14 protein-coding genes and 1 riboswitch are annotated in these 14722 nt (G+C 54.6%); of the genes, 1 reads left to right on the top strand and 13 read right to left on the bottom strand.

Features of this window, described 5'->3' with window-relative positions; all coding sequences use genetic code 11:
- Nucleotide 1 precedes the first annotated feature (1 nt).
- Genes thiS through tenA form a run of 7 tightly spaced genes read right to left on the bottom strand, consistent with a single transcriptional unit; the run spans nucleotide 2 to nucleotide 5506 of the window.
- Complete coding sequence (thiS, locus tag ETR37_RS00600; RefSeq protein WP_020755221.1) at nucleotides 2–205, bottom strand: sulfur carrier protein ThiS; 204 nt, start codon at nucleotides 203–205, stop codon at nucleotides 2–4.
- Nucleotides 202–1335, bottom strand: a complete 1134-nt coding sequence (gene thiO, locus ETR37_RS00595) for a glycine oxidase ThiO (RefSeq protein ID WP_129446775.1) — start codon at nucleotides 1333–1335, stop codon at nucleotides 202–204. Before thiO ends, thiS begins: the two co-directional genes overlap by 4 nt.
- A 3-nt stretch (nucleotides 1336–1338) precedes the next feature.
- Complete coding sequence (gene tenI, locus ETR37_RS00590; RefSeq protein ID WP_013146260.1) at nucleotides 1339–1944, bottom strand: thiazole tautomerase TenI; 606 nt, start codon at nucleotides 1942–1944, stop codon at nucleotides 1339–1341.
- A 16-nt stretch (nucleotides 1945–1960) separates the two neighbouring features.
- Nucleotides 1961–2743 carry an energy-coupling factor transporter transmembrane component T family protein gene (locus ETR37_RS00585; protein ID WP_015374014.1) on the bottom strand — a complete coding sequence of 261 codons (783 nt, stop codon included), beginning with the start codon at nucleotides 2741–2743 and terminating at the stop codon, nucleotides 1961–1963.
- On the bottom strand, nucleotides 2740–4194 hold the full coding sequence (locus tag ETR37_RS00580; RefSeq protein WP_081132728.1) for an ABC transporter ATP-binding protein: 1455 nt from the start codon (nucleotides 4192–4194) through the stop codon (nucleotides 2740–2742). Before ETR37_RS00580 ends, ETR37_RS00585 begins: the two co-directional genes overlap by 4 nt.
- A 14-nt stretch (nucleotides 4195–4208) precedes the next feature.
- Entirely contained in the window at nucleotides 4209–4799 is a 591-nt protein-coding gene (locus tag ETR37_RS00575) for an ECF transporter S component (protein ID WP_033005720.1), read from the bottom strand.
- 23 nt (nucleotides 4800–4822) lie between these two features.
- Nucleotides 4823–5506 (bottom strand): thiaminase II, encoded by a 684-nt coding sequence (tenA, locus tag ETR37_RS00570; protein ID WP_033005719.1) that lies wholly within the window; start codon nucleotides 5504–5506, stop codon nucleotides 4823–4825.
- Between the two features lie 106 nt (nucleotides 5507–5612).
- Nucleotides 5613–5720: riboswitch (TPP riboswitch) on the bottom strand.
- Between the two features lie 142 nt (nucleotides 5721–5862).
- Between tenA and ETR37_RS00565 the strand changes: the two genes are divergently transcribed.
- Nucleotides 5863–7047, top strand: coding sequence for a class I SAM-dependent rRNA methyltransferase (locus tag ETR37_RS00565; RefSeq protein WP_033005731.1), 1185 nt, complete (start codon nucleotides 5863–5865; stop codon nucleotides 7045–7047).
- A 63-nt stretch (nucleotides 7048–7110) separates the two neighbouring features.
- On the opposite strand, the gene ETR37_RS00560 is transcribed toward ETR37_RS00565, so the two are convergent.
- The 6 genes from ETR37_RS00560 to ETR37_RS00530 all read right to left on the bottom strand — a co-directional run bounded on the left by ETR37_RS00560 (nucleotide 7111) and on the right by ETR37_RS00530 (nucleotide 14677).
- Nucleotides 7111–8316, bottom strand: a complete 1206-nt coding sequence (locus ETR37_RS00560; RefSeq protein ID WP_129446774.1) for an MFS transporter — start codon at nucleotides 8314–8316, stop codon at nucleotides 7111–7113.
- 619 nt (nucleotides 8317–8935) lie between these two features.
- On the bottom strand, nucleotides 8936–9472 hold the full coding sequence (locus tag ETR37_RS00550) for a YfiT family bacillithiol transferase (protein WP_015374008.1): 537 nt from the start codon (nucleotides 9470–9472) through the stop codon (nucleotides 8936–8938).
- Nucleotides 9473–9527: 55 nt separating this feature from the next.
- On the bottom strand, nucleotides 9528–11195 hold the full coding sequence (locus ETR37_RS00545; RefSeq protein ID WP_129446773.1) for a glycoside hydrolase family 13 protein: 1668 nt from the start codon (nucleotides 11193–11195) through the stop codon (nucleotides 9528–9530).
- 133 nt (nucleotides 11196–11328) lie between these two features.
- Nucleotides 11329–12252 carry a ketopantoate reductase family protein gene (locus ETR37_RS00540; RefSeq protein WP_015374006.1) on the bottom strand — a complete coding sequence of 308 codons (924 nt, stop codon included), beginning with the start codon at nucleotides 12250–12252 and terminating at the stop codon, nucleotides 11329–11331.
- Between the two features lie 153 nt (nucleotides 12253–12405).
- Nucleotides 12406–12609: a YbdD/YjiX family protein gene (locus ETR37_RS00535; protein WP_011230117.1), complete on the bottom strand. Its 204-nt coding sequence runs from the start codon at nucleotides 12607–12609 to the stop codon at nucleotides 12406–12408.
- Complete coding sequence (locus tag ETR37_RS00530; protein WP_081133094.1) at nucleotides 12602–14677, bottom strand: carbon starvation CstA family protein; 2076 nt, start codon at nucleotides 14675–14677, stop codon at nucleotides 12602–12604. Before ETR37_RS00530 ends, ETR37_RS00535 begins: the two co-directional genes overlap by 8 nt.
- Between the last annotated feature and the right edge of the window lie 45 nt (nucleotides 14678–14722).

Here is a 14722-nt window from a genome sequence, read left to right as displayed (position 1 = left end):
CTCAACCGCCTCCTACAAAATGAACGATTTCCACGCGATCGCCATCACATAGCGCCTTCGTCTCATACTCATGTTTTTGGATGATGCGGACATTGACTTCGACGATGCAAAGCTTGTTCTCAAGCCGGAAATGGGCAAGCAAATCGCCCACCGTTTTCACCTCGTCGGGCACGGCGACTGCCTCCCCGTTAATCACTAACGTCATTCCACCCCCACCTTTCCGATATGGCGTGTCAACGAAAATGGCGCAAGGTCAAACGCCGTCTCTTTCCGCTCCACTAAGTCGGCGACAAGCAGACCGGTCAACGGGCTGAGCAAAATGCCGTTCCGGTAATGGCCGGCAGCGACGAATAAGCCGCGCCGCTCCGGATGCTCGCCTAGATAAGGCAAGCCGTCTTCGGTCTGCGGCCGAATGCCGCTCCATGCCCCCACCCATTCCGCCTGTTCAATGTCCGGAACAAGACTGGCGGCGCGGTGAAGCAAGTTCATCACCCCACCGGCCGATACGCGCCGATCGAACGTGCCGGGCGTGGTCGTCGCTCCGATGAGCAGCCGGTTTCCTGATTTCGGAACGATGTAGCAGCCGTTTTTCGCAAATACAGTCGTTTTTAACAACGGAACCGGAGTGCGCACCATGACGCATTCCCCTTTGACCGGATAAACGGAAAGCGAAAGCCCGACCCGCGCGCCGAGCCGCGCCGCCCAAGCGCCGGAAGCGATGACGACCGCCTCGGCGGCAAACGTCCCGCCTGTTGTGTCTACCACATGCCCACTGCTGTCGGAACGGATGTCGAACACTTCCGTATACTCGTACAGACAAGCGCCGGCGGAGGCGGCGGCATAGGCGAGAGCGGCGGCCAAATCCGGAGCGCTCACTTGCCCATCGCCAGGGATGTACATCGCGCCGGCAAGCGCTTCCGCCGCAAGACGCGGCTCCATTTCAAGCTCCTCCCCTTTCGTGAGCCACTGCACCGGTTCGCCTATGCCCCGCCAAAATGTATAATGGCGATAGAGATCGTCTGCTTCCTCTTCCGTTGTCGCTAGTTTGATCAATCCTTTTTCGACAAGGCCGATATCGATGCCGGTCCTCTCCCTCAGCTCTTCAGCCAAGGCCGGCATGAGAGCTCGGCTTTGCAAGGCAAGCGGCACAAGCGGGCTTGACGTCGAAAACTCGGATTGCGCCCCAAGCATGCCGGCTGCCGCGCTTGACGCCCCGCTTCCCATCGTTCCTTTTTCAAAAATGGCGACGCGATGCCGCCGCTTGGCGAGCTCAAAACCGATGGCCGCCCCAATCACTCCGCCGCCGACGATGGCGACGTCATACCAATGCGTCATCCCCTATCCCCTCCCTTTCACGATGTCTGCCAGCCGTTTGGCCTCAGCAACGGGGTCAGCAGCGAAAAAAACAGCCGACAATACTGCCACCCCGGCTGCGCCCGCTTCCAGCACCCGACGGGCGTTGCCGGCGTGAATGCCGCCGATGGCGATGACTGGAATGGACACGGCGGCCACGATTTCCGCAAGCGAGTCCAGACCGCGCGGCGGCAAACCGGGCTTGCTGTCCGTCGGAAAAATATGGCCATACAAACAAAAGTGAGCGCCATCCTGTTCGGCTTGTTTCGCCTCCTCCGACCCGTGCACCGAGCAACCAACCGTCAAGTCCGGAAACGAGCGGCGGACGGCGCGGACCGGCAGGCTGTGATAAGCAAGCTGCACACCTTTGACACCGTAGACAGCGGCGACATCAACCCGGTCATTGACGATGATTTTTTGCAGCGGCACCCCGACGCGAAGCAGTGCCGCGACAAACGCCGCCACTTCACGCGCCGTCTTCCCTTTTTCGCGAATATGAATCAGGTCGGCATACGGATGGGTGTGCGCACAAATCGCGGCGAATTCGTCAACCGTCTGACGCCCGGTGGAAACGAAATGGAGAACCCCCATCGCCATCCCTTTCTTTCTACCGTACATCGCTTATAGAAATATACGGATAATGAACACCGACATAGTAGGCGGCGAACATCAAAGCGGCAAACAAGGCGACAAGCCAAATATCATATTTGCCGAACCCGATTTCATAATAAAACGTGCGCCGCCCGCTGCCGGAAAATTGTTTCGCTTCCATCGCCACGGCGATGCGCTGGGCGCGGCGGATGCTTTGCGACAACAGCGGAATGGCGTAGCGCTTCATTTTGCTGAGGACGCCCTTATTCGGCACGCCGCGCACTGTTAACGCATAGCGGATCGCCTGAAACTCTTCAAGCATAATCGGCAATAGGCGAACGGCCGCCAAAAAACTGTACGCATACTTTGGCTTCAGTCTCAACTGCTGCATGAGCGAATAAAACAACGGAACCGGCCGGGTCGTCAGCGAAAAAATCAAGCCGAGAAGCCCAAGCGCCAAAGCGCGAAACCCGATGTGCACCCCGCGCCAAAAACTTTCCGCTGTAACATGGATGAGCCCCCAGCGAAACCATGTCGTCGTTCCCTCGCCAAACATCATCATCGATGAAGCCGTCGAAACAAACACGAGGAAAAACGGCAAAAACAGCCAAAACAACACATTCGCCGGATAGCCGGTGCCAAAGCAAAACAAAACGAAGAGAGCGAGCGAAACGTTAATCAGCACGTTCGGGTTATGAATGAACAACACCGCAAAAAAGAGCATGACGAGCACAATGAGCTTCAAACTCGGGTTCGCTTCATAAAGCCATGTTTCACGGCGCTGAATGTCCCAGTTCATCGCCATGTTCCTCCTTCGGCCAATACAGGCTCCACAGCAGCAAGGCGCTCATCGCGAACAAGCGCTCCATCTTCAACGACCCACCGTCTCGTCGCAAAACGACGGACAATTTGCTCGTCGTGGGTGACCATGATGATCGCCGCCCCTTGCTCACGGTATGATTCAAGCATCGCCAGCAACGCGAACGTGTTTTTCGCATCCTGCCCAAATGTCGGCTCATCAAGCAAAAAGAGGCGTTGGCCGGCGACGATCGAAGCAGCCACGCTCAGCCGCCGTTTTTGCCCGACTGACAGCTGGTACGGGTGCTGGTCTTGCTGCTCAACAAGGTCAAATTCACGCAACAGGCGGGTGATGGTTTCCTCGATTTCCGCTTCCGGCCGCCCTTCAAGCCGAAGCGAGTAGGCGAGCTCTTCGCGGACGGAATGGGCGACAAATTGCCACTCCGGATTTTGGAAAACAAACGCAATATGGCGGTAGAGCGGGTGTTGCCGCTTGATGTCGGCGCCTAGCAGCATATACTCTCCGTCCGTGCGGATGAGTTGCATAAGCGCGTGCAGCAACGTGCTTTTACCGGCGCCGTTTTTTCCGGTGACGGCAATCCATTCGCCGGCGTGCACCGTTGCTTTAGGAACATAGATTTTCGCCTCCCGGCCGCGGAACCCGCGAAAACGGTCGAGGCGAAGAAGCTCCTCGCCTTGATGGCGAGTTCGCTGCCTTGCCGTCCGGTCATAGTCGTCCCAGACGCCTGGATACCAGATCCCTTCAGCGGCAATGACGTCTTTATAGTCGGAAAACACCGCCTTCGCCTCGCCGTCGGCGATGATGCGCCCATCGCGGCCGAACAAGACAATGCGATCCACAAAGTCGAGCACATGGTCAATTTTATGCTCGACGATGATGACCGTTTTGCCGCGGCCCACCTTCTTCACCGTTTGCCATACCGCCTTCGTCCCTTCTTCATCAAGCAGCGCCGTCGGCTCATCCAAAAACAAGACATCCGGCTCAAGCGCCAGCACCGAAGCGAGCGCCAACCGCTGTTTCATCCCGCCGGAAAGCGTATGAATATCAGTATGCGGAGCGATCTCCAAACCGACTTGGTTCAGCAGCGCACGGATGCGGACGGGCATCTCGTGGCGCGGCACGCTTCGATTTTCGAGGGCAAAAGCGATTTCCTCGTCCGCATACGGCATGCAAAATTGCGCATCAGGATCTTGGAAAACATAGCCCCACCGTTCCGGCCGCTTAAGGCGCTCCGCTTTCATCGGCACATCGATCGAGTGGGGAATGATGCCAGCCATCACTTGCAATAATGTCGACTTGCCGCATCCCGACGGACCAAGGAGGAGCACTTTCTCCCCCTCGGCAATCGAAAGCGACAAGTCGCGAAACAGCAGCCCGTCGCTCCCGGGAAATTTCAGGCGCAGCCGATCAATCGCAATTGCTTGTTTCATCGCCATTCGCCGCCTTACCGGTTCAATGCATCGTAATCGTCTTTCGAGGCCGGCCGCCACATTTGCGTCACTCCGGTTTTTTCGAGCGCTTTCGCCAATGAAACAGCAAGCACGCCGGAGATGAGGATGGCGCCGATAAAACGCGCCAGCAAAAAGAGCGCCATATTCCATGGGGCGAGCGCCTCAATATAGCCTTTGTAAAAGTCCATGATGAGCGAGCCAATCGTCGCCCCGACCGCGCCGAGCGATACAACGAACACATCAAAGCGCCGATAGCGGAAGGCGGCAAAGACGAGCTCGGCAAACAGCCCTTGAACGACCCCGTAAATGAGCACTTCAAGCCCCCATTGCGATCCCATGATCAGCTCGCCGGACGAAGCCGCAATCTCCGCGAGCAACGCCACCCCTGGCTTGCGAATGAGCAAATAAGCGAGCGAGGAGGCGATAAACCACATGCCGTAAATGAGTTGATCGAGATGAAACCCTACTGCTCCCACCGCGCTATATAGCGGGGCCCATAATTTGTAAATAATGCCAAACACAATCGCAATGACGATCGTCGTTAAAATATCCGCCAATTTTAACCCTTTTGTCTTCACTTCCATCCTGTTCTCCTCCTTGTCTTGCGTCAACGGCTCGCCGCCAATTCAGCCGACGGCCACTGCTCAAGCCGATACGCCATCTCCCAAAACTCGTACTCATATTCGCTGCTGATGAGGAAATGCCGCTTCATCCGATGGCGATCCTCTTCGGTGACCTCGTCAGCGATGTCGTCAAGCCGCGCGATTTGCTCTTCCACAAGCGAGCGGAACCAGTCCGAACTGTAGGTGCCGATCCATTTTTCATAAATCGGATCATTCGGGCGGCACATTTTCAAGCGCTCGCCAATTTCGTAATACAGCCAGTAGCACGGCAAAATGGCGGCGATAACATCACCGAGATGCCCTTCGTACGCCGCGCGGTACATGTGCGACGTATAGGCGTACGCCGTCGGCGCCGGAATGAACGCCGCCCTTTCCTCTTCCGTAATGCCCAAGAGCTCGGCGAACGTTTCATGCAGCGACAGCTCGGCTTCGCACGTGCTTTGTGCATGGTGCGCCAACCGGGCTGTCGTCGCCAAATCCGGCGATTTCGCCGCCCCGATCGCCTGCACGCGGGCAAAATGGCGCAAATAATAGGCATCTTGCATCACGTAATAGCGAAACTTCTCGCGCGCAAGCGTCCCTTGGCCAAGCTCCTGAACAAACGGATGGCGGAAACTCGCCTGCCAGATCGGATCGGCCGCTTGACGCAATTGTTTGGCAAATGACATTCGTTTTCCCCCTTTTTGGCAAAATAAAAACGCCGCTTCCTTTGCCGATTGGCGTAAAGAAAGCGGCGTGGGCATGCGACGTTGGCAAGGCAAAGCCTAGCCTTGCTGTGCTGCTCCTCCACTTCCCTACGCTGGCATTACCCAGATCAGGTGCTAAGGGTCTCAAAGGCACACTTTGATCTCAGCCTTTCTAAAGGCCCCCCTAGTGGATGATGGTGCAATTTTCAGTTTTCTTTACACTTAATCATACCATGGCACGAACGATTGTCAATCTTTTTTTCTCCGACGTTGCGCTATGCGTTGCAATCCGCTATGATGGAAACGCAGCAATTGACGACGGAATGGGAGTGGAAACGATGGCGAAGGTCATCCTGAAAAGAGAACGGAAAAAACGGCTTGAGCAAGGGCATCCATGGATTTTTCGAAGTGAAGTCGACCGCATCGAAGGCGATGCGACGCCGGGCGACTTCGTTGACGTTTACAATCATCAAGGTTATTGGCTGGCGAAAGGATATATCAACCCCGCTTCGCAAATCATCGTCCGCGTCTTGACGCAAAACCGAAACGATGAACTCGATGAGCGCTTTTTCATCGACCGCATCCGTCAGGCGTGGGCGTACCGTGAACGGATGATTCCCGGCGTTCGCTCCTGCCGCGCCGTCTATGGCGAAGCCGACTTTTTGCCCGGATTGATCGTCGACAAATATGAAGATGTGCTTGTTGTGCAAATTTTGGCGCTCGGCATGGAAAGGCGGAAAGACTGGATTTTGCGCGGCTTGCTTGACGTGTTTGCCCCAAGGGCCATTTATTTGCGCAACGATGTGTCCGTCCGCGAGCTTGAAGGCCTCAAACAAGAAAAAGGCTTTTGGTACGGAGAAGCGGAAACGGAAATCGAAATCGAGGAAAACGGCGTGAAATACATCGTCGATATTGAAAACGGACAAAAAACCGGCTTTTTCTTCGACCAACGGCAAAACCGCGCCGCTCTTCGTCCGCTCATCGGCCCGGAGACGACCGTGCTCGACTGCTTCACCCATACCGGCTCGTTTATGCTAAACGCTTGTCTGTATGGGGCAAAACATGCTACTGCCGTCGATATTTCTGAACATGCCATCGAAACGGCGAAACGGAACGCCGCGTTAAACGGATTCACGAACGTTGAATTTGTCGTCGCCAACGCTTTCGACTATTTGCGCGAGTCGGTGCGCGCCGGCAAACAGTGGGATGTTGTCATCATCGACCCGCCGGCGTTCGCGAAATCGGCCCATGCCGTCCCGAAGGCGCTGCGCGGCTATAAAGACATTAACTTAAACGGATTGAAGCTTGTCAAAGACGGCGGCTTTTTCGTCACATCAAGCTGCTCGTACCACGTCCGCCCGCACCTATTTCAAGAGATGATCGCTGATGCCGCATTTGACGCGAAAAAAGTGCTGCGCCAAGTATATTGGAACGGCGCCGGCTACGACCACCCGAAACTCCTTGCCGCGGAAGAAGGCGACTACTTAAAATTCGCCATTTACGAAGTGCATTCCCGGCGGTGACGAGCCGCTCTCAAAGGCCGTTTCGATGCGCCGCTGGGCAGAAAAAACGCCTAGGGGTTATCCCTAAGCGTTTTTTCGTTCCCTGGGGCGAAGCGATTGTTCTTTATGCAAGACCGACAGATAGACAAGCATCGAAAGGAGCACCGAACCGCTAGCAGCTAAATAAATGCTCGGATAGCCGAACCAATGGCTGATTTGGCCAAACACCATCGCCCCGACGCCGACCCCTAAATCAAAAAACGAGAAAAATGTCGCGTTCGCCATTCCCTTGCGGTGGGCAGGCGCCCGCTCGACGGACCACGCCTGCAGCCCCGGTTGCACCATGCCAAAGCCGAAACCGTACAGCACCGCCGCCAAAAGCAACGCCCATTCTCCCGGCAGCCAAGCGAGAAGAAGCATCGCCAGCAAAATAAGCCCCGCACCAGGGAGAAAGACGGCTCGATGCCCTTTTCGGTCATACAACTGGCCAGCGAACGTTCGCGTCACCATCAAGGCCAGCGCGTAAAGCAAAAAGTACAGCTGCAGGCCGCCGATCTGTTTTTGCGCCGTATATAGAGGCAAGAATGAGGCGATGCCGCCGAACGTCACCGTCAAGAAAAACAACAGCAACGACGGGGTCAAAGCGCTTTTTTCATACAAATCCCATCTGTTCGCCCCTTTGCCATGCACGGCTTCCGCTTTTTTATACGTGATCGCGGCGGCAAACAGCACCGAAGCGACTCCAAGCGCCGCACAAATGGCAAACAGATGGCTAAACGGAATCATAGCGGCAAGCACAAGTCCAAGCGACGGACCAAACGCCAAGGCGATATTCCCCGACAGCCCGTAATAGCCCATTCCTTCCCCGCGGCAGCTCGCTGGAATGATGTCCGTCGCCACCGTTCCGGAAGCGGTTGTCGAAAACCCCCAGCCAATTCCTTGGACGACCCGCATCAAAAAGAGAAGGAAAATGCTTGAGATCAAGCTGTAGGAACCGACAGAAATGACAAAAATGAGAAGCCCCAATAAAAACACAAACCGGCGCCCTTTCGTCTCAAGCGCATGGCCGGCGAACGGACGGACGATGAGCGCCGAAAACGTAAACACACCGACGACAACGCCAATCAGCTGATCGTTGCCGCCCAAATGCTCGACAAACAGCGGAAGGGTCGGCAGCGTCATTTGAAACCCAAGAAACACAAAAAAATTGGCCAAACAAATCAAAACAAAATCTTTCGTCCATATTTTTTCTTTTTGTTCTGCCATAAGCGGCTGCTGCTCCGCTCCCATACCGATCCCCCTTGCGAACGATGTATTTCGTGTCCCTTAATATTTGTTAGTATAACATAATCCTATGCCGCCGTTTAAGCAAAATGTGATTTCACCGTTCTCCCGGCAAGATGACGACAAAAAAGCCCCGCCCAGCCGGCGGTTCCCGGGTGTTGTTTGCGCAGCACCATCCTTCTATGATGCGTCAACTACCCCCACTTCGCGCACGCTTGAAGTGAGGGCTTGCAACTCCCCAGAAGTGCAAACGGACTTCGTCCTCCTTCCTTGACTTGGGGTTGCATCAGGGGCAGGTTGACAACTGCCCAACCACGCAGGTCATGCCTGCATCGTTACCGATTCTCTCGGTGTGTCTGTTGGCAGTACTTGGCTTCCACACACAACAGACGGACCTACGATCGATGTTTGACGGTTGCAACGTTTCCTGCAACCAACTCCATACATCGAGCAGCCGTTATGGGAGTGCCTTTATTGAACGGTTTTCTCCACGCCTTTATTCGATCATACACAAAAGAAAGGGGGAACGCGCATTCCTCTCCCACTTACTCCCTTTGGTCGTTGAAGTGGGAGTCTCCTGCGCGAAATAGGATGAAGAAAAAAGCCGCCGAACAATCGGCAGCCTTTACCATCCTTTTCGTTTGCGCAACGACACAATTTGTGCGGTATGATGTTTCCCATGCCATGCATACAACGCGGTCAATACATACAGCGGCATCTCCCCCGCTGCCCCTTCCGGCCGAATGGTTCGGTGAAAATCCACCTCCGTCATCGATTCAAGCAACACCGTCCAGCGCGCATGCAGCCCGTCAAGCAGTAAAAGCGACGATTCAATCGACAATGTACGGGCATCAGCTGTTTTCGCCCATTCACTTTCCGCAAACGGCTTCACCGTTGGGCCGTCTTCCGTCACTCCCCATTTCGTGCGCAAAAACGCATTCATGCTTGCATCAGCCAAATGATGGACGACTTGGGCCACCGTCCAGCCGCCGTCGCGATACGGCGTGTTCAGCTGCTCATCGTTCAAGCCGGAAACAGCGGTTCTTAAGTCGTTCGGCAGTCCGCGGATGGCAGCAATCCACTTTTGCACCTCCTCAGCCTCAAAACGCTCCGGCTCTTGAAACGTTCCGATCGGGTAGCGAATCGGATCGACCGTCGCCATGTTGATCATCTCCCTTCCGTATTCATTCATTCCACACAGAAAGGCAAATTCCTTCTTATTCTTTCCAGATGTATACGCGCGCCTCGTACGGCTTCAGCTTAAAACGCGTCGCATTTTTATGCGGACGGACCGGGTAGTTCGAGAGCGCCAAATCGCTTGACTGAAGGCGGAAGCCGTCATAGCGGTAAAGTGAAGGACGATCAGATACGTTGACCATGATAAGCGCCCGATCGCGGCCAAGCGTTCTTGTGTACGCGTAAATGGATGGGTGGTTTTCCAAAAGCAGATCGTACGTTCCGTAAACAAACAGCTCGTTCGCTTTCCGAAGCTGAATCATTTGTCGATAAAACGACCATACCGAGTTCGGGTCGCGCCGCTCGGCCTCGACATTGATCGTACGATAGTTTTCGTTCACCTTGATCCATGGCGTACCTGTCGTGAATCCAGCGTTTGGGGCACCAGACCATTGCATCGGGGTGCGCGAGTTGTCGCGCCCGGTTTGCCAAATGATCTTCATCACTTCCTCATGCGTCCGGCCGTTCGCCCGTTCGAGTTCATACAGACGCAAGGCAGCGACATCGCGGTAGTCGCGAATGTCGGAAAATTGCACGTTCGTCATCCCGATCTCTTGCCCTTGGTAAATGAACGGCGTCCCTTGCATGAAAAAGTAGAGCGCGCCAAGCGCCTTCGCGCTCTCCGCCCAATACTCGCCGTCATTTCCCCATGTCGACACTGATCGAGGCAAGTCGTGGTTTTCCAAAAAGAGCGCGTTCCACCCACGGTTTTCCAATCCTTTTTGCCATTTCGTCAACGTCCGCTTCAGCCGGCGGACATCGATCGAACCATCGGCTTTCCTTTTCCAAAGCCCTAAATGCTCAAACTGAAAAATCATATGAAACACGCCGTTTTCTTCCCCGACCCATTGTTCGGACTCATCAACCGTTACTCCGTTCGCCTCGCCGACCGTCATAATGTCATATCGTGCAAACGTTTGCTCTTTCAACTCTCGCAAATACTCCATAATCCCTGGCTGGTTCATGTGCGCAGCAAATGACGGCACGTACTTCAGCCCCTTCGGATTTGGCAAATCGGGAAGACCCGGCTTTTTCTTAATGTGGGAAATCGCGTCGATGCGAAAGCCGTCGATGCCTTTATCCAGCCACCAGTTGATCATGTCATACAGCGCTTCGCGCACCTCTCTGTTTTCCCAGTTCAAATCGGGCTGTTTCACATCGAAAAGATGTAAATAGTACTGCCCCGTCCGCTCGTCATACTGCCATGCCGAGCCGCCGAAAATGCTTTCCCAGTTGTTCGGTTCGCGCCCGTCTTTGCCGTCGCGCCAAATGTACCAGTCGCGCTTCGGATTGTCTCGCGATGACCGCGATTCGATAAACCACGGATGCTCATCACTCGTATGATTGATGACCAAATCCAAAATGACTTTCAACCCGCGCCGATGGGCTTGGGCAAGCAATTCATCGAAGTCATCCATCGTTCCAAACTCATCCATAATGGCATAATAATCGCTGATGTCATATCCGTTATCGGCGTTCGGCGACCGGTAAATCGGACAAATCCAAATGATGTCGACTCCAAGCTCCACCAAATAATCCAGCTTTTCGATGATGCCGCGAAGATCACCGATGCCGTCGCCGTTGGCATCCATAAAGCTGCGAGGATAAATTTGATACGCAACGCCTTCTTTCCACCATGTTTTTTTCAAGGCTGCCTCCTCCTTGTGCACACGTTTTCACTATTAACTGTACACGATATTGGTGCGATAAACAACTTTTCTTTTTCTCAAAAAAACAGCCGGTTGACGGGGCTGCACGCTCCTGCCAACCGGCTGGGGTTGATCAACTCGTTGCGCGGCTCGCTTCATAAATTTTTAAATTGTGATATACTGCCTCAAGCATCGGGGCATGGATGCCATGCCGTTTCGCCAATGCCAGCAAATACCCTTGCAAATGGTCGGCTTCGATGAGCTGTCCTTTTTCCATATCGCGCTGCATGGACGATTTCATCGTTGGGGCGATCTGTTCGAGCTGGGTGCGTTGCCGCTCGGCCATTTCATCGGTCAACGGCGCCCCATGCGCTTGGATGATCGTTTTGATTTCGCGAAACAGCCGGTCGATGATGACGCTCCCGTACTCGCCGGAGCGAATCGGCCCGATCGGGGCGCGGAACAGCGTCGTCACGCCCGACATCGTCGCGATAAACAAATATTTGTTCCACATATCAGCCGCAATTTGTTCGCTTAGGCGAAAACGGGCATTGGCGCCGGCAAACAGCGATTCGAGCGCCTTCACCCGTTCAGTCCGTCCTGCGGGCCATTCGCCGAAACGCATCTCATGCGCCGGGCTCGTTTGGATGATCTCCCCTCTCTCGTTTAACGTCGTTTCGATAAAGCAAAGCCCGCCTAAGACATTCTCGCGGCCGAACGCCTTCCATAACGCCTCCATATGGGCCATGCCATTTAACAACGGCAAAATCATCGTCGCCTCTCCAACATACGGTTTCGCGTCGGCGATGGCGCCGTCTAAATGGTACGCTTTGTTTGAGAACACGACAAGATCAAATGGCTCGGCCGATTCACCGGCAACAAGCAATCTCGGCGCCAATACCGCATCGCCATGGATGCTGTGGATGACAAGCCCGTATTTCTCCAGTTCCTGTTTTCTGCGCTCGCGGACAAGAAACGTTACGTCCACCCCTTTTTCAAGAAGACGGCCGCCGAAATACCCGCCGACCGCTCCCGCTCCGACAAACAGAATGCGCATCGTATGTACAGCTCCTTTCTCTACTTGAGGGTTGATCCTACGCTTCCAACGTCTTTCACAAAAGCCATGCCGCCAATCGAACATGTTTCTCCACGATGATAAACAAGAAGAAAAAAGGAAGAAGGGAACGCGCCCCTCCTTCCTTCTCGTCCGCTAGCAGCAACGCGACACTTTGCCGCCTTTGGCATTGTAGCGCGCCTCTTGCGCCTCGCAGAAAAACTCTTTCCGCGACTTAATCGGCTCGCCAGGGTGATGGGTTTTCATATGCTCAACATATTTTTCATAACTCGGCACGCCGACAAGCAAGTCAAGAAACTGCCGGCGATAAGCCAAAACGTTTTGCAGCCATTTAGGCATAGTGCTTCGCTCCTTCTCCATCGCGCGGCACATACGGCGCTTCTTTGAGCGGCACATGTTTGTTTTGAAGCACTTTGATCCAGATGTTCAATGCGGAAATGAGCATGGCGATCACCACGAGCATGAAAATCGCGCACAATGTCGCATCAATGTAGTCGTTCATAATAATTTGCCGCATTTGCGCCTCATTCGTTGCCGGCGCCAAAATTTTGCCTTGGCTCAAGCTGTCTTGGAACATTTTTGCATGCGACAAGAAACCAATTTTGACGTTTTCATGGAACAGCTTTTGATACCCGGCCGTCAGCGTGACGACCAAAAGCCATGTTGTCGGCACGAGCGTGACCCAAACATATGCCTTTTTGCCCATTTTAAATAGAACCGTCGTCGCAAACAACAAGGCGATGCCCGCCAACATTTGGTTGGCGATGCCAAACAGCGGCCATAGCGTGTTGATGCCGCCCAGTGGATCGACGACGCCTTGGTATAGGAAGTAACCCCATGCCAATACGCAAAGGGTCGTGGCGATCAAGTTCGAGGCAAGCGAATCCGTTTTGCCAAGCGGTTTGTAAAACGTGCCCATAATATCTTGGATCATGAAACGGCCGACGCGCGTGCCGGCGTCAATCGTCGTCAAAATGAACAGCGCTTCAAACAGGATGGCAAAGTGATACCAGAACGCCATAAGCGCCTTGCCACCGATGACGCTCGATAAAATGTGCGCCATCCCGATCGCCAACGTCGGCGCCCCGCCCGTGCGTGACAACACCGTTTGCTCGCCGACGTCTTTCGCCAGCTGCGCAAGCATATCCGGCGTTACGGTGAAACCCCATGACGATACCACTTTTGCCGCCTGTGCCACATCTTGGCCAATCACCGCCGCCGGGCTGTTGATGGCAAAATACGCCCCTGGCGTCAAGACGCAAGCCGCCACCATCGCCATGACAGCGACGAACGACTCCATCAACATCGCACCGTAGCCGATCGGCCGCGCATGGCTTTCAAGCTCAATCATCTTCGGCGTTGTACCGGATGAAACGAGCGCGTGGAATCCAGACACCGCGCCGCAAGCGATCGTAATGAACAAGAACGGGAACAAGTCGCCGGCGAACACCGGCCCGGTGCCGTCGATAAATTTCGTCACCGCCGGCATTTGCAAGTCCGGCATGACGACGAAAATGCCAAGCGCCAGTCCAACGATCGTACCGATTTTCAAGAACGTGCTCAAATAGTCGCGCGGCGCAAGCAACAGCCATACCGGCAGCGCCGAGGCAACGAAGCCATAAATGATCATTAAGATGGCGATCGTTTCCCCTTTGAGCGTAAACATCGCCGAGAGCGTCGGGTGCTCTGCGACGTACTGACCGGCCACAATCGACAAAATCAACAGCACAAATCCCCCAAGCGACGCCTCTGCCACACGCCCCGGGCGGATAAAGCGCATGTAAATGCCCATCAAAATCGCAATCGGAATCGTCGCGGCGATCGTAAACATCCCCCACGGGCTTCCGACAAGCGCTTTCACAACAACGAGCGCCAATACGGCCAATAAAATAATCATAATGCCCAAAATGCCAAGCGCTGCGATCAAGCCCGTCACCGGTCCCATTTCTTCCTTGATCATTTCGCCAAGCGACTTCCCGTTTCGGCGCATCGAAGCGAACAAAATGACAAAGTCTTGCACCGCTCCGCCGAGCACAACGCCGATCACAATCCAAAGCGTCCCCGGCAAGTACCCCATCTGCGCGGCCAGAATCGGTCCGACAAGCGGTCCCGCACCCGCAATAGCGGCGAAGTGATGCCCGAACAGCACCCATTTGTTCGTCGGAACATAGTCTTTTCCGTCATTGAACACCTCAGCCGGCGTTTTCCGGTTATCATCAAGACCGAACACTTTGCGGGCGATAAACCGGCTGTAAAAACGATAGGCGACCGCATACGTGCAGACAGCGGCGACGATCAGCCACATGGCGTTGACCGATTCGCCGCGGCTTAAAGCCAAAATGGCAAACGCTGCGGCCCCGAGGACGGAAATCAGGCCCCATAACAAAATCGATTTTAGCCCCTTCACACGGCTTCCTCCTTTTTTATTTGTCAAAATCCTTTACGCTACTAT

The organism is Geobacillus sp. PK12 (assembly GCF_004123125.1).
Classification (GTDB): Bacteria; Bacillota; Bacilli; order Bacillales; family Anoxybacillaceae; genus Geobacillus; species Geobacillus zalihae.
Note: the sequence above shows the minus strand (reverse complement) of the source record. Positions and strands in the feature narration are given on the sequence as shown.